Below are 20553 nucleotides of genomic sequence, written 5' to 3'. Positions count from 1 at the left end.
CGGTTGAAGCGATGCGTCAGCTAAAGCTTTCGAGAAGTAACGGGTACAGCGAAATCACCAACAGTGCCGCCATGCCCCAGTTGAACACGCGCAACCAGCGCGGATCCTTCAGCACATTGCGCAACAACGTACCGCAAGCTGCCCAGACGCCGACGCTCGGCAGGTTAATGATGGCGAATACCGCAGCAATCACCACCACATTGGTGAAATAGCCCTGCATCGGCGTGTAGGTGCTGATGGCGCCGATGGCCATGATCCACGCCTTGGGATTGACCCACTGAAACGCGGCGGCGCCAAGGTAGCTGATCGGCTTCGCTTCGCCTTCGGCGCTGTCACCGACCGGCCCCGAGTGGGCGATTTTCCACGCCAGATACAACAGATACGCCGCGCCGACATAGCGCAGAACCGTATAGAGAATCGGATAGTTCTGAAACACCGCGCCGAGGCCAAAGCCCACGGCCACCACCAGAACGAAAAAGCCACAGGTAATTCCGAGCATATGCGGGATGGTGCGGTTAAAGCCGAAATTCACCCCCGATGCCAGCAACATGGTGTTGTTCGGCCCCGGCGTAATCGAGGTGACAAGGGCAAACAGGGCGAAGCCCAACAGCAGGTCAAGCGAGAGGGTCATGGCAGGCAATCCATCAGGGTCATTCAGGTGTTGACCCTATCCCACACCGCCCGGCAAGCCCACGGACAGTTGGGTAAAACTTCGAGCAGTACAGTTTGCTTTCAGCTTGGGCGACCGTGCAGCTGTACGGAACGTTCGGCACTCATTTCAGCTTTTTTGTCGAACTGGGTCTGACCGAGTAATTGCGCTTTTTTCGCGTGGTATTCGTCGAAGGACAGGCCGCTGCGATTGAGCGCTTCCATCGCCAATTCGCGGGATTCTTCATCGGTGTAAGGACGCAGCTCCGGCGAAACGTGTCCGGCACAACCGGCGAGTACAGAGACAGCGAGCAACAGCGAAACGGTCAGTAAACGATTCATGGGAGCGTCCTGGCGAGCAATGGGGAGTCGATGGACAAAGGCTACGCCCCGGCACGCCCGCGCAGAAATCAACGCTCTCAATAGTGGCTATCAGGAAATCGACACGCGTCGGTGCATATCTCCTAACGATCTATAAATATCGATTAACGTTCTTTTACGGAATAACAAACAGCCTTTATAACTTCACCTATGCGCTGACCACTGTTGCTCCAGCAACTGTTGCTCAGTCAACACCGATTCAACAAAGCGCCTCGCTACTCACAGGGGCGACCGCCACGCTAACGCTCAACGCCTTGTAAACCGGGGCTTCCAGGAATTGGTACAGCGCTTGCTCAGACCCGGTGACTCATTCACTGCTCGCTGAGCAACTGTTGAAAAAGGAACTGATCATGTCGCGTCCCCTGAAAGTCGTCGCCCTCTCCGGCGGTACCTGGCGTCCGTCCCGTACTCTGGTGCTGACCCAAGCCTTGCTCGCCGAACTGGCTGGGCACCTGACCATCGAAAGCCATTTGATCGAACTCGGTGATATCGCTCGTCCGCTCGGCGCTGCGCTATCGCGTCAGGAACTCAGTGCGGAAGTTGAAGCCGAGTTGCAGGCCATCGAGCAGGCCGATCTGCTGATTGTTGCCGCGCCGGTTTATCGCGGTTCCTACCCGGGTCTGCTCAAGCATCTGTTCGACCTGATCGACCTCAACGCCCTGATCGACACCCCGGTGCTGCTCGCTGCTACCGGCGGCAGCGAACGCCATGCGCTGGTCCTCGATCACCAGTTGCGCCCGCTGTTCAGCTTCTTCCAAGCCATGACCTTGCCGATCGGCGTGTACGCCACCGAAGCCGACTTCGCCGATTACCAGATCACCAGCGAACTGTTGAAGGCGCGCATCCGCCTCGCCGCCGAACGCGCGGCGCCGCTGTTCGCCACACAAATCAAACCCTTGCTGAAAATCGCCTGAGGAGCCGTTCATGGATGTTTTCTGGTTCCTGCCGACCCACGGCGATGGCCACTATCTGGGCACCACTCAAGGCGCGCGCCCGGTCACTCTCAATTATCTGAAACAGGTGGCGCAGGCCGCTGACAGTCTCGGCTACCACGGCGTGCTGATTCCCACCGGGCGCTCCTGCGAAGACTCCTGGGTGATCGCCTCGGCATTGGTGCCGTTGACCGAGCGCCTGCGTTATCTGGTGGCGATCCGTCCGGGGATCATCTCGCCGACAGTCTCGGCGCGCATGGCTGCGACGCTTGATCGGCTGTCCAACGGGCGCTTGCTGATCAACGTGGTGACCGGCGGCGATCCGGACGAGAACCGGGGCGACGGCAGCTTTCTCAGCCACGCCGAACGCTACGAAGTCACCGATGAATTCCTGAAGATCTGGCGCCGCGTGTTGCAAGGCGAGGCGGTAGATTTCGACGGTAAGCATTTGAAGGTACAGAACGCGAAGGCGCTGTATCCGCCTGTGCAAAAACCCTATCCGCCGCTGTACTTCGGCGGCTCTTCCGATGCCGCGCATGATCTGGCCGCCGAACAGGTCGACGTCTATCTGACCTGGGGCGAACCACCGGCCGCCGTCGCGGAAAAACTCGCCGACGTGCGCGAACGCGCGGCGCGGCATGGGCGCAAGGTGAAGTTCGGCATCCGCTTGCATGTGATCGTGCGCGAGACCGCCGAAGAGGCCTGGAAAGCCGCCGACAAACTGATCGAACACATCAGCGACGAAACCATTGAAGCGGCGCAGAAATCCTTTTCGCGCTTCGACTCCGAGGGTCAGCGGCGCATGGCCGCATTGCACGATGGCCGTCGCGACAACCTCGAGATCGCCCCGAACCTGTGGGCCGGCGTCGGTCTGGTGCGCGGCGGTGCCGGTACGGCGCTGGTGGGTGATCCGCAGCAAGTGGCGGCGCGGATCAAGGAATACGCGGATCTGGGCATCGAGAGTTTCATCTTCTCCGGTTACCCGCATCTGGAAGAGGCTTACCGCTTTGCCGAGCTGGTGTTCCCGCTGTTGCCCGAGCCTTATGCGAGTCTGGCCGGGCGTGGCGTGACCAATCTGACCGGGCCGTTTGGCGAAATGATTGCCAATGATGTGTTGCCCACCAAAGCCACTGCCTGAACCAAATCCCTTGTGGGAGCGAGCCTGCTCCGGGCGGCGCTCCGACGTATGCGGTGGGTCAGTCAACGATGATGTCGATTGTGCCGACCTCATCGCGAGCAGGCTCACTCCTACAGGAAATGCGTCGATTTCGAGGAACACCGTGTGACCGCCAAACCGCAAAGTACTTTGTTATCCCCGTTGCAAACCGCCCGCCAACTGGCCGCCGAATTTGCCCTGACCGCCGTCGAACGCGACGAACGTGGCGGCACACCGAAGGCCGAGCGCGATGCCCTGCGCGACAGCGGCCTGCTGGCCCTGAGCATTCCCACCCGCTACGGCGGCCTCGGCGCGAGCTGGAGCGAAACCCTGCAGGTCGTTCGCGAGTTCGCCAAGGTCGACAGCTCGATTGCTCACGTCTTCGGTTTCCATCATTTGATGCTCGCCACCGTGCGCCTGTTTTCCCGGCCGGAACAATGGCAGCCGTGGTTCGAACAGACTGCGCGGCAGAACTGGTTCTGGGGCAACGCACTGAACCCGCTCGACACCCGTACCGTGGTCAAGGATCTCGGCGGCTGGCGCGAGTTTTCCGGGAAGAAAAGCTTCTGCTCCGGCGCCAGTGATTCACAAATGCTGATCGCTTCGGCGGTCGATGAAAGTGCCGGCGGCAAATTGCTGATTGCGGCGATTCCCAGCGGCCGCAGTGGCATCACCCTGCACAACGACTGGAACAACATCGGCCAGCGTCAGACCGACAGCGGCAGCGCCACGTTTGAACGGGTACGCGTCGAAGAGTCGGAACTGCTGCTCGATCCCGGCCCGCTGAGCACGCCGTTTGCGTGCTTGCGCCCGCTAATCGCGCAGCTGACCTTCACGCATATGTTTCTCGGAATTGCCGAAGGCGCTTTCGAGGAGGCGCGGCAATACACCCTCAGCGAAACCCGACTCTGGCATAGATCCTCGGCGCGCGATGTGCGTGAAGATCCGTACGTGCTCGCCCATTACGGCGAGTTCTGGGTGGCGCTGGAAGGCATCCGCCTGTTGGTCGAACGCGCGGCGGCGTTGCTCGATGAGGCCTGGGCCAAAGGCGCGAATCTCAGTGCCGAAGAGCGCGGCCAAGTCGCGACAGCGATTGCCACCGCGAAAGTCGCCGCCAGCCGTCAGGGCCTGGAGATTTGCAGCCGTTTGTTCGAAGTGACCGGCGCGCGCTCCACTCACGCGTCCCTGCGCCTCGATCGCCACTGGCGCAACCTGCGCACGCAAACCCTGCACGACCCGCTGGACTACAAACTCCATGAGTTGGGCGACTGGGCGCTGAATCAGTCGCTGCCGGTGCCGACCTTCTATTCCTGACCTGCCTGCATTTGAACTAAAAAGAAGGACGAGCCCATGCAACTGCTGACCCTACCGCCCTCCCCCGCGCTCGCCACGTCGATCCGCGCCACTGCGCAGGTGTTCGAGGACCCGAAGTCCCAGGCCCTGCTCGCGCATTTACAGCAGGTCGCGCCGAGTGAAGCGAGTGTGCTGATCATCGGCGAGACCGGTACCGGCAAAGAACTGGTAGCGCGGCATATTCATAACCTCAGCAATCGCCGTCATCGGCCGTTTATCGCGGTCAATTGCGGGGCGTTTTCCGAATCACTGGTGGAAGCGGAGTTGTTCGGTCATGAAAAAGGCGCGTTCACTGGCGCGCTGAGCGCCAAGGCCGGATGGTTCGAGGAAGCGGATGGTGGCACCTTGTTTCTCGATGAGATCGGCGATCTGCCGATGGCGATTCAGGTGAAGTTGCTGCGGGTTTTGCAGGAGCGCGAAGTGGTGCGACTGGGCTCGCGCAAAAGCATTCCCATCGATGTGCGGGTGCTGGCAGCGACCAACGTGCAGTTGGAAAAAGCCATCAACGCCGGCCATTTCCGCGAGGATCTGTATTACCGCCTCAACGTGGTCAATCTGGAACTGAGCCCGTTGCGCGAGCGTCCTGGCGACATACTGCCGCTGACCCGCCATTTCATCGAGGCCTACAGCCAACGCCTCGGTTACGGGCGGGTCAGCATCAGCCCCGGCGCCGAACACAAACTGCGCGCTTACAGTTGGCCGGGCAATATTCGCGAGCTGGAGAACGTCATCCATCACACCTTGCTGATCTGCCGCAACGGCGTGATCGAACGCGATGATTTGCGTCTGTCGAACCTGCGCATCGAACGCCCGGACGATCATCACAGCAGTGCCGATGATTCACCGGAGGCCTTACTGGAACAGGCCTTTCAAAAACTCTTCGCGCAACAGGCCGGCGCGCTGCACGAAAAAGTCGAAGACGCTTTGCTGCGCGCGGCGTATCGCTTCTGCCATTACAACCAGGTGCACACCGCCGCGTTGCTCGGTCTGAGCCGCAACGTCACCCGCACGCGACTGATCAAGATCGGCGAACTGGCGGTAAACAAGCGGCGGCTCACGGAGAATCTGCAGGGCGAACGCCTGATCCAGTTGTCGATCTAGCCGACCAGGTGGCAGTGCAGCGCATCGTCGTGACTGCGGGCGATGCTGCTCAGCACCTGAAACGAGTTGAAGGTGACGGTTTTCGCCTGATGGGTGTGAATCAGTTGCCAGAAGTCCTGCTCGCCGCTTTCGAAGCTGCGAAATGCCGCTTCACCCGCCTCGCGGGACTGCCATTGGAGGAAACTCAGCACGCGCCGGCCGTCATCGCTGGCCTGCACACTGGCGCTGACAAAACCGGCATAACGTTGCGCCAGGCGCTCGGTTTGCATTGATAGTGCAGTGACCAAGGCGGGTTGTTGGCGTGGTTCGATTTCGAATTCGATCAATTGGGTAAAACTGCGGTTGTTCATGGAATGCCCCCACTCAGCGTAAGACGAGCCTTGCGACTCGAAGACCTGCAGGGTAAAACCTCTAGTTAAGTCAAGGTCAAGAGCTGTCTTCAAATGATCAGCAAAGAAAATGTGCACAAACAGTTAACGGTTGGTGAAGTCGCAGCGCGCAGTGGCGTGGCCGTCACCGCCCTGCACTTTTATGAATCCAAAGGCCTGATCAAGAGCCAGCGCAATGCCGGCAATCAGCGGCGCTATCCGCGCGAAGTACTGCGCCGCGTAGCGTTGATCAAAGTCGCGCAGCGGCTGGGGATTCCGCTGGCGGAAATTGGCGAGGCATTGAAAATCCTCCCGGAGGATCGTGCGCCCAGCGCGGCAGACTGGAAAATCCTCTCACAGCAATGGCGACAGGAACTGGACGCGCGGATCGAGCAACTGACGCTGCTGCGCGATCGGCTCAATGGCTGCATCGGTTGTGGCTGTTTGTCGATGGAGGCCTGTCCGCTGCGCAATCAGGGCGATGTACTCGGCGAACAAGGGCCTGGCCCGCACTTTCCAAAGGATTGACTGCTCGTCGGGCAAAAGTCTGCACGGCGAGGACGGTTCTATAGTGAATCTTCCACAAATTCGGTGGAGTCCTGTCCCATAGAACAACAATTCAGGGAGAACGTCATGAGCGTCAAACCCATTCCCGAGGGGTATCACAGCATTACCCCGTATCTCGGCATCCACAAAGCCGCCGAGGCCATCGATTTCTATAAAACAGCCTTCGGCGCCACCGAGGTCATGCGTCTGGCCATGCCTGACGGCGGCATCGGCCACGCCGAACTGCGCATCGGCGACAGCGCGATCATGCTCGGTTCGCCCTGTGATCAGGGGCCGTTGAGTAATCCTGATCAAGCCGTGTCAGTTGGTTTGCATCTGTATGTGACCGATGTCGACAAGTCCTTTCAGCGAGCGCTGGATGCCGGAGCGAAGGCGGTGTCGGAGGTCAAGGACCAGTTTTACGGTGATCGCAGCGGGACGTTGAAGGATCCGTATGGGCATCTGTGGTTTCTCGCCTCGCGCAAGGAAGATCTGACTGAAGAGCAGATCAAGCAGCGGGCGATGGAGATGTTTAGTCAGGGTTGAGAGTTGCAGTGTCTGCAATAGCGCTATCGCGAGCAGGCGAAGGCCTACAGGGGAACGCATTTCAACTGTAGGCCTTCGCCTGCTCGCGATGAGGCCATAACTATCAACACCCATCACACTTCATGAACCGGCCCACCACGTTTTGCCCCTTGTCGCAAACGCCGGACGATTTCAGGATGCAGCCAACCAGAACCCTGAAAAAGGATCAGCCCGATGTTTGCCGGATTCCGCAAAGACCAGCGCCACGTCAACGGCGTCGACATTGCCTACCGCCTCGGCGGCAGCGGCCCGGGCCTGTTGCTGTTGCACGGGCACCCGCAGACCCATGTGATCTGGCACAAGATTGCCGAACAATTGGCCGAACACTTCAGCGTGGTCGCCGCCGACCTGCGCGGTTACGGCGACAGCAGTCGCCCGGCCGCCGATGAGCTGCACGTTAATTACTCGAAACGCGAAATGGCCCGCGACAATGTCGAGTTGATGCAGGCGCTGGGCTTCGAGCAGTTTTCGATTCTCGCTCACGACCGTGGCGCGCGGGTCGCCCATCGCCTCGCCCTCGATCACCCGGATGCCGTGCAACGGATGATGCTGCTCGACATCGCGCCGACCCTGTCGATGTACGCGCAAACCAACGAAGCCTTTGCTCGCGCGTATTGGCACTGGTTCTTCCTGATCCGCCCGGCGCCATTGCCGGAAACCTTGCTCGAAGCCAATCCCGAAGGTTATCTGCGCAGCGTCATGGGCAGCCGCAGCGCCGGGCTCAAGCCGTTTACCGATGCAGCCTTCGGCGAATACCTGCGCTGCCTGCGCCAATCGGGCAGCGCCCGTGGCATCTGCGAAGACTATCGCGCCAGCGCCGGCATCGATCTTGAGCACGACCGCGCCGACATCTCGGCCGGGCATCACCTGAATCTACCGCTGCGCGTGTTGTGGGGCGCCGAAGGCACCGTCGGCCGTTGCTTCGATCCGCTCAAGGAATGGCAACACGTGGCGACTGACGTCAGCGGTCAGGCATTGCCCGCCGGCCATTACCTTGCCGAAGAAGTCCCTGAACTGTTGCTTGGCGAAGCACTGGCCTTTTTGCGCTGAGCCGAGCCGCCGGATCTCGGTGCTATGCTGGCGGCTTCTGCCGCCAGTGTTCGTTTTGACATGCCACAGAAGAAAGACAGCGTGCCCCTGCCCGAAGACCTGCGCGTGCTACTCACCGTGATCCGCAAGAACGGCTTTGCCGCCGCAGCGGATGAACTCGGCCTGTCGCCGGCCTATGTCAGCAAACGCATCCAGATTCTTGAAACCACCCTTGGCACGCGACTGTTGCACCGCACCAGTCGTCGCGTCTCGCTGACCGAGGACGGCGAACGGGTGCAGCGCTGGGCGTTGCGCATTCTCGATGACTTCCAGCAACTGCACGACGAACTGTCCGACGCCCACGACAGCCCGCGTGGGCGCTTGCACCTCTGCAGCAGTTTCGGTTTCGGTCGCAATCACGTCGCGCCGGCGGTGTCGCTGCTGGCCGAACGTTATCCAGACCTGGAGATTCGCCTCGACCTGTTCGACCGGGTGGTGGACATCATCAACGAAGGCTTCGACCTGGAGATCCGCGTCGGCGACGACATTCCCGGCCAGCACATCGGCCGGTGTCTGGTCAGTAACCGCCGAGTGCTGTGCGCCGCCCCCGGTTATCTGCAACTTCGCGGCACGCCGCAGACCCTGGACGAACTGCAACAACACGATTGCCTGGTGATCAAGGAACGCGACAACGCTTTCGGGATCTGGCATCTGGATCGCGACGGCGGGCAAGAGAGCGTGCGGGTCAGCGGGCCGTTGTCGTCCAACAACGGCGAGATTGTTTTGCAGTGGGCACTGGACGGGCGTGGGGTGTTGTTGCGCTCGCTGTGGGATGTGAAACCGCTGCTGGAGCAAGGACGCTTGGTGCAGGTGCTGGACGATTACAGCCAGAGTGCCAATGTCTGGGCGGTGTACCCGACACGGCTGGCGCATTCGGGGAAGTTGCGCGCGTGTGTGGAGTTTTTGCAGGCGCATTTCAAAGGATTGTCGCTGTAGCTCAAAACACCACAAAAACCTGTGGGAGCTGGCTTGTCGGAACGCCGCATCGCAGCGATGGCGTCAGCTCAGCCAACACAAATGCTGGAAGTGCCGGCCTCATCGCTGGCAAGCCAGCTCCCACAGGTTATGCGTTCAGCCTAACCAAGGGTTACTGGCCAAATGCTCGCGTTCGAAATCTTTGATCTGTTCGCGCCGTTGCAGGGTGCTGCCGATGGCATCCAGGCCGAGCAGCAACGCGGTTTTGCGCAGGTTATCAATCTGGAAATCGACCACGCTGCCATCCGCCAGACTAATCCGCTGCGCCTCCAGATCAATGCTGACCCGCGCCGTTTCAGGCTCACCGACAAGCTGTCCAATGCGCTGCACCTGTACCTCTTCCAGGGTGATCAACAACACGCCGTTACGCTGGCAATTGTCATAGAAAATCCCGGCAAAGCTGCTGCCGATCAACGCGCGGATGCCCATCTGCTGCAGGCCCCACACCGCGTGTTCACGGCTGGAACCGCAGCCGAAATTGGGCCCGACCACAAGAAAGTTCGCACCTTTCCAGGCGGGCTGGTTCAGCACGAACTCAGGGTTGGGCGTGCCATCGCGCTGAAACCGCAGATCGAAAAACAATCCGCGATCCAGCCCGTTTCTATCGATGCCCTTGAGAAACTGCTTGGGCATGATCACGTCGGTATCAACGTTCGCTGCCAGTAACGGCGCAGCCTGGCCACTGACTAGAGTGAAAGGTTGCAGGCTCATGGGCGTACTCCAAAGTGGCGGATATCGGTGAGTCGACCGCTGATCGCTGCGGCGGCGACCATCGCCGGGCTCATCAAATGAGTGCGCGCGCCGGCGCCCTGACGGCCTTCAAAGTTGCGGTTGGTGCTGGACGCGCAGCGGTCGCCGGGGGCAAGTACGTCGTCGTTCATCGCCAGGCACATCGAGCAGCCGGACTGACGCCATTCGAACCCGGCGTCGATAAAGATCTGCGCCAGCCCTTCGGCCTCGGCCTGCGCGCGAACTTCGCTGGAGCCGGGGACGATCATTGCGCGTACATGCCCGGCCACTTGCTGACCGCGCACGACGCTGGCGGCATCGCGCAAGTCTTCGATCCGCGCGTTGGTGCACGAACCGATAAAGGCGTGGCTGATAACAATGTCGCTGAGCGCCATGCCCGCTTCGAGGCCCATGTAGTTGAGGGCGCGGCGCATGTCCTGGCGCAGGATCGGATCGCTGATCGCTTGCGGATCCGGCACCCGCGCACCGATCGCGGCGGCCTGATCGGGGCTGGTGCCCCAGGTGACCATCGGTTCAAGAATGCTGGCATCCAGGTGAATCTCGCGGTCAAACAGCGCACCGGGATCACTGCGCAGTTCGCGCCACTTCTTCACGCCCCGTTCCCACAACTCACCTTGCGGCGCGCGCGGCTTGCCCTTGAGATAGGCGAAGACCTTTTCATCCGGGGCCATGAACGCGCCGCGCGCACCGGCCTCGACAGCCATGTTGCAGATGGTCATGCGCGCTTCAACGCTCAAGGCATCGATAGTCGAGCCGCAGAACTCGATCGCGTAACCGCTGGCCCCGGACGCGCCGATGCGACCGATCAGGGCCATGATCACGTCTTTGGACGTCAGGCCCGCTGTCAACTCGCCGTCGACGGTCACGCGCAGGCTTTTCAGACGTTTGTAGACCAGCGTCTGCGAGGCCAGCAGGTGTTCGATCTCGGAGGTGCCGATGCCAAAACCGAAAGCGCCGAGTGCGCCATAGGTGGTGGTATGGCTGTCGCCGGCGGCGATGACCATGCCGGGCAGAATGAACCCCTGCTCGGGAGCGATCACGTGTTCAATGCCCTGACGTTTGTCGAGGATGTCCAGCAACTCGATGCCGAAGTCCCGGCAATTCTCCGCCAGATACGAGACTTGCCGGGCGCCGCCGGCATCAGGCATTGCCGCGATGCGCACAGGCGTGGTCGGGTTGACGTGATCGACCACCGCCAGCGCCGTGCCCGGACGCCAGACCCCGCGCCCGGCGGCACGCAAACCGCTGAACGCCTGCGGGCTGGTGTATTCGTTGATCACCTGACGATCGATATACAAGAGGACATGGCCCTGATCGTCGAGGCGGCACACCGTGTGCGAATCGATGTGTTTGTCATAGAGGGTTCTGGCAGTCATCAAGGCGCTCACTCAGGGAAATCAGGTGATTCCCATCATAGGGAGCGCGGGTCGGCCATCAATTGGCAGACAGTGATGGCGTGGATCATGAATCGTGTTTGATCTGCCGATCAGCGAAACCCTGTAGGAGCTGTCGACTGCAACGAGGCTGCGATCTTTTGATCTTGTTTTTAAAGATCAGGATCAAAAGATCGCAGCGTGCCGCAGCTCCTACAGTGGGATCTGTCAAACCCTGCGAATTGGGAAACATTTGCTTTCATATCATCTTTCGGGATTTTCCTCGCTCATCCGTCCTATAGAGATGCAGACCGTTCGCGTAGGCAAAAGCCACGTCCGGTCTTTCCGGGTCCCCGTGCTGCGAAGCCCGTAGCCAGGCACCCTTTCACCGCTATCAAGACGCGCAATCATGTCGAAGAAATCCCGCTCCAAACTGTGGTTCCTCGTTCATAGCTGGCTGGCGTTACCGATCTGGTTCTTTGTCCTGATCGTCTGTGTCACCGGCACACTGGCGGTGGTCAGTCAGGAAATCGTCTGGCTGGCCAACCCGCAGATGCGCGCCAGCCAGCCTGCGGAGGATGCGCCGCTGCTCAGCTATGACCAGATCATGGCAGCGATCAAAAAAGCCGAACCGCAGACCCTCGTTGAAAGCATCAGTCGCCCCGATGAGTCACACTTCGCGCTCGACGTTGCGGTCAGTTATCCGGACGGTCGTTCGCAGACGGTCTACGTCAATCCTTACACCGGGGTGATCCAGGGCCCTGCGCCGACCTTCGATTTCAAAGCCTTCACCCGGGCCCTGCATGGCTGGTGGCTGGTGCCGTTCACCAATGGCTTCAGTTGGGGCTGGTATCTGGTGTCGTTCCTCGGCGTGCCGATGCTGGTCTCGTTGATCACCGGTCTGGTGGTCTACAAGCGCTTCTGGAAGGGTTTTCTGCGCCCGACCCTGCGCGTGCGCCACGGCGCACGGATTTTCTGGGGTGACTTCCATCGGCTGTGCGGTATCTGGTCGATCTGGTTCATTGCAGTGATTTCCATCACCGGCATCTGGTTTCTGATTCGGGCGATTCTGTTCGATAACCAGATCGCCATCTCCAGCGAGCCGATCATTCCGGCGATGTCCCGCGAAAGCGTGCCGATCTCTGCCGCCGGCACCCCGCCGCCACGGATCAGCCTGGACCGTGCCGTCGAACTCGCGCAAGAGAAGATTCCGGGGCTGGAAGCCAGTTTCGTCAGCCTGCCGGGCAACGCCTACAGCCACATGAGCGTCGGCGGGCGCGGCTGGTATCCGCTGATGTTCCAGACCGCCACGCTCAATCCGTACAACGGCGACATCGCCGCTTCACGGTTGCTGTCCGATCGCTCGTCGCTGGAGTTCGTCACCGAGTCCATGCGGCCACTGCACACCGGGGATTTCGGCGGCATCTGGATCAAGCTGATCTGGTTCTTCTTCGGTTTGATCCTGAGCATGATGATCCTCAGCGGCTTGTTGATCTGGACCAAACGCACCGCCCTGGCCACCGCCAATGCGTTGAAGCGCGAAGACAAGAAAAACCGCATCAAGGCACAACCGGCCATGAGCCGTGAAACCTCGGAGGCCAGCCTGTGAGCAAGTCCATCACCAAGGCCCAACCTTCTCGACTGGCGCGTTTCTGGCACAGATGGCGCTTCCACATCAATGTTCTGCTGCTGTTGATCCCGCTGGGTTTCATGCCCAAGTACTTCGCCGACGCCTCGCTGTTTCGCGGTGACAGCGGCTTGGGCCAGCACGAGATCGGCACTGTCCAGGTCGGGCCATGGAGCCTGCGCCTGGCCGAGTTACGCAACGAAGCACCGGTGCTGACCGGTCCGGCCGGCTACATGAAAGACTTCAGCGCCGCGCTGTGCGATGCCTGTGTCGATCAGGTCAAGGCGACCTACCTGCGCATCGGCAAGCCACGCAGCCTGCGCGCCGCCGGCAGCATTTTCTTCGGCACGCCTTATCGCATGGGCACGCAAATGCCGATCCCGGAGAAGACCAGAGCCGACGCCGAACTGTGGATCACCATGGAAGGCTGGGACGGCAGCATGCACCAGGCTTCGATTCCCCTGAGTCAGGCCTCCCCCGCCACCTTCGCCTGGCTGAACAAACAAGGAGTCAAACCATGACTTGCTCTCAACGCCCTTCTCGCCTGCGCCTGAAGGCCGCGCTGCTGGTGCTGTGCGCCGGTTTCAGTGGCAGTGCGCTGGCCCACAACCCGATGTGCGAATGCAAAGCCATCGACGCCGAGCAGATCAAATGCACCGGTGGTTTCTCCGACGGCAGCGGCGCGCCGGGGGTGACCCTCGATGTGATTGGCTACGACGAAACGATCCTGGTGCCGGGCAAGCTCGGCAGTGACTCGACGCTGACCTTCAAGAAGCCTGGCGCCGAGTTCTACGTGCTGTTCGACGCAGGTCCAGGCCACGTTGTGGAAATCGACCAGGCGGATATCGAAGCCCCATGAGTACGCCAACCACACAAATCGTGCGTCCGGCCGGCGCCGGTCATGAAACCCTCAATGTGCTGCTGTTGTGCCTGTTGATTCTGGCAGTCGCCGGTTCCGTGGTCGCGTGGCGCGGGGTTTCCCATGAGCCGGAGCCGGTTGCGTCCAATCAACTCGACGCCCGTCGCGACCTCAGTGCTGCCGAGCAAGGCATCTACGCCGACCTGCGGGTGACCCTCGACGAAATCCGCCTGCTGCGCGAAGAACAGCAAGCCCTGCCGACGCCGCAGAATCTGGCCGACGAAGGCTTTGCCCCGTTTGCCCAGGATGCGAGCTCGGTCAGCCGTGGGGGTCATGCCTGGCAGTTGCTGGCGAACACCGCGTATGTCGGTCAAAGCCAGAATCCGACTGTCGCTGGCTCGTTCGTCATGCTGCTGAGTACCGATGACAAGGCTGCGCCGGACATCTGGCTCAACCGTGATGCCGCCGCTCAAGCCCCGGCGCAACTGAATGCGGCGGCGCTGTCCGCTGCTGGCTGGAAACAGATCGTCGCGCAATACGATGCCGGGGTTACCCGCGAACATCGCCATTGATTCCTCGCCCTACTCCGAGAGAAGACCGCTTGCCCATGTCTATTTCATCGCCTCGCCGTCCGTTGTTACGCCTGTTTTTAGTGGGCCTGTGTGCCTGCCTGCTGAGCCCGCTGGCCAGCGCCGATCAGGCCAAGCGCCTGCGCATCGGCATCACCCTGCACCCGTATTACAGCTACGTGGCGAACATCGTCGGCGACAAGGCCGAAGTGGTGCCGCTGATCCCGGCCGGTTTCAATCCGCACGCCTACGAGCCTCGGGCCGAGGACATCAAACGCATCAGCGGGCTGGATGTGATCGTGCTCAACGGTGTCGGTCATGACGACTTCGCCGACCGCATGATCGCCGCCAGCGAAACGCCGAACATCAAAACCATCGAAGCCAACGAAAACGTTCCGCTGCTGGCCGCCACCGGCGTTGCCGCACGCGGGGCCGGCAAAGTGGTGAATCCGCACACGTTCCTGTCGATCAGCGCCTCCATCGCTCAGGTCAACAACATCGCCCGCGAACTGGGCAAACTCGATCCGGACAACGCCAAGACCTATACACAGAACGCCCGCGCCTACGGCAAGCGCCTGCGGCAGATGCGCGCCGACGCGCTGGCAAAACTGACTCAAGCGCCGAATGCCGAACTGCGCGTGGCCACGGTACACGCGGCTTACGACTATCTGTTGCGTGAGTTCGGCCTGGAAGTGACTGCCGTGGTCGAACCGGCCCACGGCATCGAGCCAAGCCCAAGCCAGTTGAAGAAGACCATCGACCAATTGCGTGAACTGGACGTGAAAGTGATCTTCTCGGAGATGGATTTCCCCTCCACCTACGTCGAAACGATTCAGCGTGAATCCGGCGTGAAGCTGTATCCGTTGTCGCACATTTCCTACGGCGAATACACCGCCGACAAATACGAAAAGGAAATGACCGGCAACCTCAATACCGTGGTGCGGGCGATTCAGGAGTCTGGCGCATGACTTCCAGAGAAAACCTTTCCCCCGAAAACACCGAGTCCCCTGTGGGAGCGAGCCTGCTCGCGAAGGCGCCGGATCAGTCGACACCTTTGTTGAATGACACACCGCTATCGCGAGCAGGCGAAGGCCTACAGGTTATGGGGCCGACGCTGGATTTTGCGCAGGTTTGTCTGACGCTGGGTCGCACAACCATTCTCGACAAGGTCACCTTCCAGGTGCAGCCCGGCAGCGTACACGCGCTGGTCGGCCCCAACGGTGGCGGCAAGAGTTCGCTGATCAAGACCCTGCTCGGGCAAATGCCGCATCAGGGCCAGCTCAGCCTGCAATGGCCCGGCGAACCCGGCACCATCGGTTATGTACCGCAGGCGCTGGAATTCGATCGCGGTCTGCCGATGACCGTCGACGACTTCATGGCTGCCATGTGTCAGCGACGCCCGGCTTTTCTCGGCTTGAGCAAGCGTTACTCCGGCGCCATTGGCGATGCGCTGGAACGCGTCGGCATGCAGGACAAACGCAAGCGGCGCATGGGTGCGCTGTCCGGCGGTGAGCGCCAGCGGGTGCTGCTCGCACAAGGTTTGATTCCGACGCCGCAATTGCTGGTGCTGGATGAGCCGATGTCGGCCCTCGATGAAGCCGGGATTCAGGTGTTCGAGCGCCTGCTCAATGACTGGCGCGCGGCAGGTATCACCGTGCTGTGGATCGAGCACGATCTGGAAGCGGTCGGGCGCCTGGCCGATCGGGTCACCGGCCTGAACCGTCGTGTGCTGTTCGACGCCACGCCACAACAGGCGCTGACCCCGGAACGCCTGCTGACGCTGTTCTCGACCCATCCACGGAGCGCTGCCTGATGAGTTACGAAGCCTTTCGTTTGATGGTGCAAGGCTGGGCCTCGTCCGGTTATCTGCCGGAAGCGCTGGCCTACGGTTTCGTGGTCAATGCGCTGCTTGCCGGCCTGCTGATCGGCCCGGTGCTCGGCGGCCTCGGCACGCTGGTGGTGGTCAAGCGCTTCGCGTTTTTCTCCGAAGCGGTGGGCCACGCGGCGCTGACCGGCGTGGCCATCGGCATACTGCTCGGCGAACCCTACACCGGCCCCTATGGCAGCCTGTTCGGTTATTGCCTGCTGTTCGGCATCCTGCTCAATTACCTGCGCAACCGTACCGGCCTCGCACCGGATACTTTGATTGGCGTGTTTCTGTCAGTGTCGCTGGCGTTGGGCGCGAGTCTGCTGTTGATTCTGGCGGGCAAGATCAACGTGCACATTCTCGAGAACGTGCTGTTCGGTTCAGTGCTGACGGTCAACGGCAACGATCTGGCGGTGCTGGCCATCGTCGGTTCGCTGGTCATGGCATTGGCGCTACCGCTGTACAACCGCATCATGCTCGCCAGCTTCAATCCGCAACTGGCAGCCGTGCGCGGAGTGGCGGTGAAGACCCTGGATTATCTGTTCGTGATTCTGGTGACGCTGATCACAGTGGCAGCGGTGAAAGTCATCGGCGCGATTCTGGTCGGTGCTCTGCTGGTGATCCCGGCCGCGGCGGCGCGCTTGCTCAGCCAGTCGCTCAAAGGGTTCTTCTGGTGCTCGGTGTTGATCGCCACGGTCAGCACGTTGTGCGGGATTCTTGCGCCGATCGTGTTCGATCTGCCGATTCCGTCCGGCGCCGCAATCATTCTGGTCGCCGGTATTGCCTTTGCCCTTGCCGCCATTGCGCGCGGGGTTGTCCCGAGTCTGAAAGGGAATCTTGGATAAATGACTTTTTCAATTCGCAAACTGACCTTGGCCATGGCCTTGTGCGGCGTGGTCTGCGCGCCGTTGATGGCTGCCGAAAATGCTAAACCGCTGCGAGTGCTGGCGTCGTTGCCGATTACTTATGGTTTGGGCGAAGTGCTGCTCAAAGGCACTGATGTCAACCTTGAACGTGCGGCGCCAGCGAATCTGCCGGGCAGCCGTCAGACCGCGTATTTCACCGGTCGCGGCGCGCCGGCACTGAGCAAACTGGCCACCGGCGCCGATGCTGTAATCGGCGTGCGCTCGCTGTGGGCCGATGATCCGCTGTACCCGATCGCCCGTCGCAGCAATATCCGCATCGTTGAAGTCGACGCCGCGCGACCGGTGGATGGCGCCCTGCCCGGCATCGCCGTGCAACCGGATCTGAAGGTCGATGGCTTGAACAGTCAGCCATGGCTGGCGAGCAACAACATGGGGCGCATGGCGGATGTGATGGCGGCGGATCTGGTGCGCCTGGCACCCAGCGCGAAGCCAAAGATCGAGGCGAATCTGGCGGCATTGAAGCAGCGTTTGCTGAAGCTCAGCGCCGACAGCGAGGCGCGACTGGCCAGCGCCGACAATCTCAGTGTGATGAGTTTGAGTGATCACTTCGGCTATTTGATCGGCAGCCTCAATCTGGAACTCATCGGCGAGGATCCACGGCCGGATGCCGAGTGGACGCCTGAAGATCTGAAAAAACTCACGGCGATGCTCAAGGACAATGAGGTGGCGGTGGTGTTGCATCATCGGCAGCCATCGGACGCGGTAAAAGCGGCGATTGCCGAGTCCGGCAGTCATCTGGTGGTGTTGAGCACCGATGCGGCGGACCCGGTGGCGGAGCTGGAAGGCAATGTGGATTTGCTGCTCAAGGGCTTGAGCGGGGCGTGATTCCAGTTGCACCGCGTTATCGTTCATCGCTGGCAAGCCAGCTCCCACAGGGTTCTCGGTGAACGCAGATTTTGTAATCACCAAAATACCTGTGGGAGCTGGCTTGCCAGCGATGGGGCCCTGAAAGGCAACACAAATCCAAGGCAAGAAAAAACCCGCTGACTGTTTCCAGTCCAGCGGGTTTGTTTTTGCCCGGCCGCTTACTGCGCGGCGGCCTGCCCTTCCATCTTCTGGCGCAGGCTCAGCGGACGCATGTCAGTCCAGACTTCTTCGATGTAGGCCAGGCACTCCTTTTTCAGGCCGCTCTTGCCCACGGTGCGCCAGCCTTCCGGCACGGCTTTGTAATCCGGCCAGATCGAGTATTGCTCTTCGTGGTTGACCACAACCTGAAAAAGGATGTCCTCGCGGTCGAATACTGACGTCATGCTGGTTCTCCATCGTTGTAAGGGTGGGCTGCACGCGGGGTGCAGCCGGGTATGTAGAAAGAACGTTTGGCGCGGCGAAAAATTTACAGCGCAGCGGTGGCAGCGGCCAAAGCACGGCCAAAGATTTCCGCGACACGGTCGATTTCGGCGGCAGTGATCACCAGTGGTGGCAGGAAACGCACCACCGCGCCATGCCGACCACCCAGCTCCAGAATCAGCCCGCGCTTGAGGCATTCGCGCTGAACCAGCGGCGCCAGTCGCGCAAACGCCGGCGGATGACCGAGCGCATCGGGAGTGCCGTTCGGCTCGACCAGCTCGACCCCGAGCATCAGGCCACGACCACGAATATCACCCAGTTGCGCGAAGTCGCGTTGCAGGATGCGCAAGTGCTCGCTGAGGCGCTCGCCCATGGCCGCGGCGTGTTCGCAGACCTTGTGTTCGACCAGATAACGCATCACCGCAGAGCCTGCCGCCATGGCCATCTGATTGCCACGGAAGGTGCCGGCGTGCGCGCCCGGTTGCCAGGTGTCGAGCCAGTCGCGATAGACCACCACGGCCAACGGCAGGCTGCCGCCGATGGCTTTGGACAACACCACCACATCCGGGGTGATGTCGGCGTGTTCGAAGGCAAACATTTTGCCGGTGCGGGCAAAACCGCTCTGGATCTCGTCGACGATCAGCGCCACACCGGCCTTCTCAGTGATCCGACGCAAGCCGCGCAGCCACTCGATGTCTGCCGGAATTACACCGCCCTCGCCCTGCACCGCCTCGACAATCACCGCGGCGGGCAATTGCACACCGGCCTCGGGGTCGTTGAGCAGGTTTTCCAGGTAACTCAGGTTAGCTTTCACACCTGCCGCGCCACCGAGGCCGAACGGGCAGCGGTAGTCGTACGGGAACGGCATGAACTGCACGCCATTGCTGAGCAGCGCACCCAACGGCTTTTTCGGCCCCAGGCTGCCCATCAGGCTCAGCGCGCCCTGGCTCATGCCGTGATAACCGCCGGAGAAAGACAGCACGGTGCTGCGCCCGGTCGCGGTGCGCACCAGCTTCAACGCGGCTTCCACGGCATCGGTGCCGGTCGGGCCGCAGAACTGGATTTTCGCTTCAGCCGCGAGCGCGGAAGGCAGCAGGCCAAACAGATCCTGGACGAACTGATCCTTGACCGGAGTGGTCAGGTCGAGGGTATGCAGTGGCAATTCATCGGCCAGCACCTGCTGGATCGCTTCGATCACCACCGGATGGTTATGCCCCAGCGCCAGCGTGCCGGCACCGGCCAGGCAGTCGATGAACGTGCGCCCTTCGACGTCTTCGACATAGAGGCCTTTGGCGCGCTTCAGCGCCAGCGGAATGCGCCGCGGATAACTGCGGGCGTTGGATTCCTGCCGGGCCTGCCGGGCCAGCAATGGCGATTCATTGAACTGGTACAACGTTTCGGCCGGCGCCGAAGTAACCCGGGCCGACGACTCTTCGATAAGGCTGGTGGCGACTGACATCTCTCGACCCCTCAATTGGCTATGGATAGTGACCAAAACAGCACACCGGACAGGTGCGCATTCCGATCGCGGGGCGCACTTGCAGGTTTTCCTGTTCTGGAAACGCTTAAGGGGCCTGAGGATTTAGCCCGAGATCGAGTTGTCAGCCCGGCGCTGCCAGCGACTTGTGCATGGGCAGACTCTGCAAGCCTTGGTATTCGAGGGGCGGCGCTGACTTGTGATAGCCCAGACGCCGATAAAATGCCTGGCCGGTATACGTGCTGTTGAGATCAGCGTGAGAAACACCGCGAACCCGTAACCAGCCTTCCAGATCCTCCATCAGCGCCCGTCCGACGCCCCGGCGAAATGACTCTGGCTGGACGTAACACAGCAAAATGTCGCCGCTGGCCCGAGCCATGCCGACACCGACCGGTTTGTCCGCCAGCAACGCGATACACAGATAGAAGTGCGGGTCGGCGAGCCGGGCACTGATGAAGTCGGCGGATTGCAGGCCGATCCATTGGCTGACGAGTGACGGATCGTTACGGTGATCGAGCGCACAACCGATGCGGATCGAACGTTCGATGATGCGACTGATGATACCGGCGTCGGCCAGAGTGGCCGGACGAATGCAGATGGGTGCTTCCATGGCGCAGTTCCCTCAATCCATTGAGTCAAAGCTGCGCTGACCTTATCCCCACCCGGTCCGGATAGCGAACGCCG

The 20553-nt window shown here is 61.0% G+C and carries 24 protein-coding genes; 16 read left to right on the top strand and 8 right to left on the bottom strand.

Features of this window, described 5'->3' with window-relative positions:
• Positions 1–16: 16 nt before the first annotated feature.
• Positions 17–631, bottom strand: a complete 615-nt coding sequence (locus CKW38_RS14250) for a LysE family translocator (RefSeq protein ID WP_095113070.1) — start codon at positions 629–631, stop codon at positions 17–19.
• Positions 632–732: 101 nt separating this feature from the next.
• The gene (locus CKW38_RS14245) at positions 733–990 is read right to left on the bottom strand and encodes a hypothetical protein (RefSeq protein ID WP_095113069.1); all 258 of its coding nucleotides are present in this window, start codon (positions 988–990) and stop codon (positions 733–735) included.
• Between the two features lie 389 nt (positions 991–1379).
• Between CKW38_RS14245 and msuE the strand changes: the two genes are divergently transcribed.
• The 4 genes from msuE to CKW38_RS14225 all read left to right on the top strand — a co-directional run bounded on the left by msuE (position 1380) and on the right by CKW38_RS14225 (position 5571).
• A complete protein-coding gene (msuE, locus tag CKW38_RS14240; RefSeq protein ID WP_007917546.1) occupies positions 1380–1943 on the top strand; it encodes an FMN reductase in 564 nt (187 codons plus the stop codon).
• A gap of 10 nt (positions 1944–1953) precedes the next feature.
• Complete coding sequence (gene ssuD / locus CKW38_RS14235) at positions 1954–3099, top strand: FMNH2-dependent alkanesulfonate monooxygenase (protein ID WP_095113068.1); 1146 nt, start codon at positions 1954–1956, stop codon at positions 3097–3099.
• A gap of 144 nt (positions 3100–3243) precedes the next feature.
• Positions 3244–4431, top strand: a complete 1188-nt coding sequence (locus CKW38_RS14230) for an acyl-CoA dehydrogenase family protein (protein ID WP_095113067.1) — start codon at positions 3244–3246, stop codon at positions 4429–4431.
• 36 nt (positions 4432–4467) lie between these two features.
• Entirely contained in the window at positions 4468–5571 is a 1104-nt protein-coding gene (locus CKW38_RS14225) for a sigma-54-dependent Fis family transcriptional regulator (RefSeq protein WP_007917735.1), read from the top strand.
• On the opposite strand, the gene CKW38_RS14220 is transcribed toward CKW38_RS14225, so the two are convergent.
• Positions 5568–5921: an antibiotic biosynthesis monooxygenase gene (locus CKW38_RS14220; RefSeq protein WP_007917731.1), complete on the bottom strand. Its 354-nt coding sequence runs from the start codon at positions 5919–5921 to the stop codon at positions 5568–5570. The two genes, CKW38_RS14225 and CKW38_RS14220, sit on opposite strands and share 4 nt — an antisense overlap.
• Before the next feature lie 93 nt (positions 5922–6014).
• On the opposite strand from CKW38_RS14220, the gene soxR reads away from it, so the two are divergent.
• The 4 genes from soxR to CKW38_RS14200 all read left to right on the top strand — a co-directional run bounded on the left by soxR (position 6015) and on the right by CKW38_RS14200 (position 9095).
• Complete coding sequence (gene soxR / locus CKW38_RS14215; protein ID WP_007917730.1) at positions 6015–6467, top strand: redox-sensitive transcriptional activator SoxR; 453 nt, start codon at positions 6015–6017, stop codon at positions 6465–6467.
• A 105-nt stretch (positions 6468–6572) separates the two neighbouring features.
• The gene (locus tag CKW38_RS14210; RefSeq protein WP_007917729.1) at positions 6573–7031 is read left to right on the top strand and encodes a VOC family protein; all 459 of its coding nucleotides are present in this window, start codon (positions 6573–6575) and stop codon (positions 7029–7031) included.
• A 213-nt stretch (positions 7032–7244) separates the two neighbouring features.
• Complete coding sequence (locus CKW38_RS14205) at positions 7245–8120, top strand: alpha/beta fold hydrolase (RefSeq protein ID WP_095113066.1); 876 nt, start codon at positions 7245–7247, stop codon at positions 8118–8120.
• 24 nt (positions 8121–8144) lie between these two features.
• Entirely contained in the window at positions 8145–9095 is a 951-nt protein-coding gene (locus CKW38_RS14200) for a LysR substrate-binding domain-containing protein (protein ID WP_095113065.1), read from the top strand.
• A gap of 135 nt (positions 9096–9230) precedes the next feature.
• On the opposite strand, the gene leuD is transcribed toward CKW38_RS14200, so the two are convergent.
• Positions 9231–9845, bottom strand: a complete 615-nt coding sequence (leuD, locus tag CKW38_RS14195) for a 3-isopropylmalate dehydratase small subunit (protein WP_095113064.1) — start codon at positions 9843–9845, stop codon at positions 9231–9233.
• On the bottom strand, positions 9842–11260 hold the full coding sequence (leuC, locus tag CKW38_RS14190) for a 3-isopropylmalate dehydratase large subunit (RefSeq protein WP_095113063.1): 1419 nt from the start codon (positions 11258–11260) through the stop codon (positions 9842–9844). Before leuC ends, leuD begins: the two co-directional genes overlap by 4 nt.
• A gap of 406 nt (positions 11261–11666) precedes the next feature.
• Here leuC and CKW38_RS14185 point away from each other — a divergent pair, with 406 nt between their 5' ends.
• From CKW38_RS14185 to CKW38_RS14150, 8 genes are all read left to right on the top strand, one after another.
• Positions 11667–12866, top strand: a complete 1200-nt coding sequence (locus CKW38_RS14185) for a PepSY domain-containing protein (RefSeq protein WP_007917724.1) — start codon at positions 11667–11669, stop codon at positions 12864–12866.
• Positions 12863–13405: a hypothetical protein gene (locus tag CKW38_RS14180; RefSeq protein ID WP_007917723.1), complete on the top strand. Its 543-nt coding sequence runs from the start codon at positions 12863–12865 to the stop codon at positions 13403–13405. Before CKW38_RS14185 ends, CKW38_RS14180 begins: the two co-directional genes overlap by 4 nt.
• Entirely contained in the window at positions 13402–13743 is a 342-nt protein-coding gene (locus CKW38_RS14175) for a hypothetical protein (RefSeq protein ID WP_095113062.1), read from the top strand. The genes CKW38_RS14180 and CKW38_RS14175 overlap by 4 nt, the downstream gene beginning before the upstream one ends.
• Positions 13740–14315 (top strand): DUF6162 family protein, encoded by a 576-nt coding sequence (locus CKW38_RS14170; protein ID WP_095113061.1) that lies wholly within the window; start codon positions 13740–13742, stop codon positions 14313–14315. Before CKW38_RS14175 ends, CKW38_RS14170 begins: the two co-directional genes overlap by 4 nt.
• Before the next feature lie 35 nt (positions 14316–14350).
• Positions 14351–15280 (top strand): metal ABC transporter substrate-binding protein, encoded by a 930-nt coding sequence (locus tag CKW38_RS14165; protein WP_095113060.1) that lies wholly within the window; start codon positions 14351–14353, stop codon positions 15278–15280.
• Between the two features lie 134 nt (positions 15281–15414).
• Positions 15415–16125, top strand: a complete 711-nt coding sequence (locus tag CKW38_RS14160; protein ID WP_007949602.1) for a metal ABC transporter ATP-binding protein — start codon at positions 15415–15417, stop codon at positions 16123–16125.
• Positions 16125–17024, top strand: a complete 900-nt coding sequence (locus CKW38_RS14155; protein WP_007917717.1) for a metal ABC transporter permease — start codon at positions 16125–16127, stop codon at positions 17022–17024. Before CKW38_RS14160 ends, CKW38_RS14155 begins: the two co-directional genes overlap by 1 nt.
• Entirely contained in the window at positions 17025–17930 is a 906-nt protein-coding gene (locus tag CKW38_RS14150) for a metal ABC transporter solute-binding protein, Zn/Mn family (RefSeq protein WP_095113058.1), read from the top strand.
• Positions 17931–18130: 200 nt separating this feature from the next.
• Here CKW38_RS14150 and CKW38_RS14145 read toward each other — a convergent pair whose 3' ends face one another.
• The 3 genes from CKW38_RS14145 to CKW38_RS14135 all read right to left on the bottom strand — a co-directional run bounded on the left by CKW38_RS14145 (position 18131) and on the right by CKW38_RS14135 (position 20479).
• Positions 18131–18355 carry an MbtH family protein gene (locus CKW38_RS14145; protein WP_003226665.1) on the bottom strand — a complete coding sequence of 75 codons (225 nt, stop codon included), beginning with the start codon at positions 18353–18355 and terminating at the stop codon, positions 18131–18133.
• 83 nt (positions 18356–18438) lie between these two features.
• Positions 18439–19851 (bottom strand): aspartate aminotransferase family protein, encoded by a 1413-nt coding sequence (locus tag CKW38_RS14140; protein WP_095113057.1) that lies wholly within the window; start codon positions 19849–19851, stop codon positions 18439–18441.
• 142 nt (positions 19852–19993) lie between these two features.
• Positions 19994–20479: a GNAT family N-acetyltransferase gene (locus CKW38_RS14135; protein ID WP_095113056.1), complete on the bottom strand. Its 486-nt coding sequence runs from the start codon at positions 20477–20479 to the stop codon at positions 19994–19996.
• Between the last annotated feature and the right edge of the window lie 74 nt (positions 20480–20553).

The sequence above is a fragment of the Pseudomonas sp. Irchel 3H7 genome (assembly GCF_900187605.1).
GTDB lineage: Bacteria > Pseudomonadota > Gammaproteobacteria > Pseudomonadales > Pseudomonadaceae > Aquipseudomonas.
The sequence above is the reverse complement of the archived record's forward strand: the minus strand, read 5'-3'. Positions and strand labels throughout refer to the sequence as shown.

Excerpts from the sequence above, each read along its gene's own strand:
- leuD (WP_095113064.1), bottom strand. The coding sequence starts at position 9,845 with ATGAGCCTGCAACCTTTCACTCTAGTCAGTGGCCAGGCTGCGCCGTTA.
- CKW38_RS14220 (WP_007917731.1), bottom strand. The coding sequence starts at position 5,921 with ATGAACAACCGCAGTTTTACCCAATTGATCGAATTCGAAATCGAACCA.
- CKW38_RS14225 (WP_007917735.1), top strand. The coding sequence starts at position 4,468 with ATGCAACTGCTGACCCTACCGCCCTCCCCCGCGCTCGCCACGTCGATC.
- CKW38_RS14150 (WP_095113058.1), top strand. The coding sequence starts at position 17,025 with ATGACTTTTTCAATTCGCAAACTGACCTTGGCCATGGCCTTGTGCGGC.
- CKW38_RS14170 (WP_095113061.1), top strand. The coding sequence starts at position 13,740 with ATGAGTACGCCAACCACACAAATCGTGCGTCCGGCCGGCGCCGGTCAT.
- CKW38_RS14200 (WP_095113065.1), top strand. The coding sequence starts at position 8,145 with ATGCTGGCGGCTTCTGCCGCCAGTGTTCGTTTTGACATGCCACAGAAG.
- CKW38_RS14250 (WP_095113070.1), bottom strand. The coding sequence starts at position 631 with ATGACCCTCTCGCTTGACCTGCTGTTGGGCTTCGCCCTGTTTGCCCTT.
- CKW38_RS14135 (WP_095113056.1), bottom strand. The coding sequence starts at position 20,479 with ATGGAAGCACCCATCTGCATTCGTCCGGCCACTCTGGCCGACGCCGGT.
- CKW38_RS14185 (WP_007917724.1), top strand. The coding sequence starts at position 11,667 with ATGTCGAAGAAATCCCGCTCCAAACTGTGGTTCCTCGTTCATAGCTGG.
- CKW38_RS14155 (WP_007917717.1), top strand. The coding sequence starts at position 16,125 with ATGAGTTACGAAGCCTTTCGTTTGATGGTGCAAGGCTGGGCCTCGTCC.
- leuC (WP_095113063.1), bottom strand. The coding sequence starts at position 11,260 with ATGACTGCCAGAACCCTCTATGACAAACACATCGATTCGCACACGGTG.
- CKW38_RS14160 (WP_007949602.1), top strand. The coding sequence starts at position 15,415 with ATGGGGCCGACGCTGGATTTTGCGCAGGTTTGTCTGACGCTGGGTCGC.
- CKW38_RS14245 (WP_095113069.1), bottom strand. The coding sequence starts at position 990 with ATGAATCGTTTACTGACCGTTTCGCTGTTGCTCGCTGTCTCTGTACTC.
- CKW38_RS14210 (WP_007917729.1), top strand. The coding sequence starts at position 6,573 with ATGAGCGTCAAACCCATTCCCGAGGGGTATCACAGCATTACCCCGTAT.
- CKW38_RS14145 (WP_003226665.1), bottom strand. The coding sequence starts at position 18,355 with ATGACGTCAGTATTCGACCGCGAGGACATCCTTTTTCAGGTTGTGGTC.
- CKW38_RS14140 (WP_095113057.1), bottom strand. The coding sequence starts at position 19,851 with ATGTCAGTCGCCACCAGCCTTATCGAAGAGTCGTCGGCCCGGGTTACT.
- ssuD (WP_095113068.1), top strand. The coding sequence starts at position 1,954 with ATGGATGTTTTCTGGTTCCTGCCGACCCACGGCGATGGCCACTATCTG.
- msuE (WP_007917546.1), top strand. The coding sequence starts at position 1,380 with ATGTCGCGTCCCCTGAAAGTCGTCGCCCTCTCCGGCGGTACCTGGCGT.
- soxR (WP_007917730.1), top strand. The coding sequence starts at position 6,015 with ATGATCAGCAAAGAAAATGTGCACAAACAGTTAACGGTTGGTGAAGTC.
- CKW38_RS14205 (WP_095113066.1), top strand. The coding sequence starts at position 7,245 with ATGTTTGCCGGATTCCGCAAAGACCAGCGCCACGTCAACGGCGTCGAC.
- CKW38_RS14175 (WP_095113062.1), top strand. The coding sequence starts at position 13,402 with ATGACTTGCTCTCAACGCCCTTCTCGCCTGCGCCTGAAGGCCGCGCTG.
- CKW38_RS14165 (WP_095113060.1), top strand. The coding sequence starts at position 14,351 with ATGTCTATTTCATCGCCTCGCCGTCCGTTGTTACGCCTGTTTTTAGTG.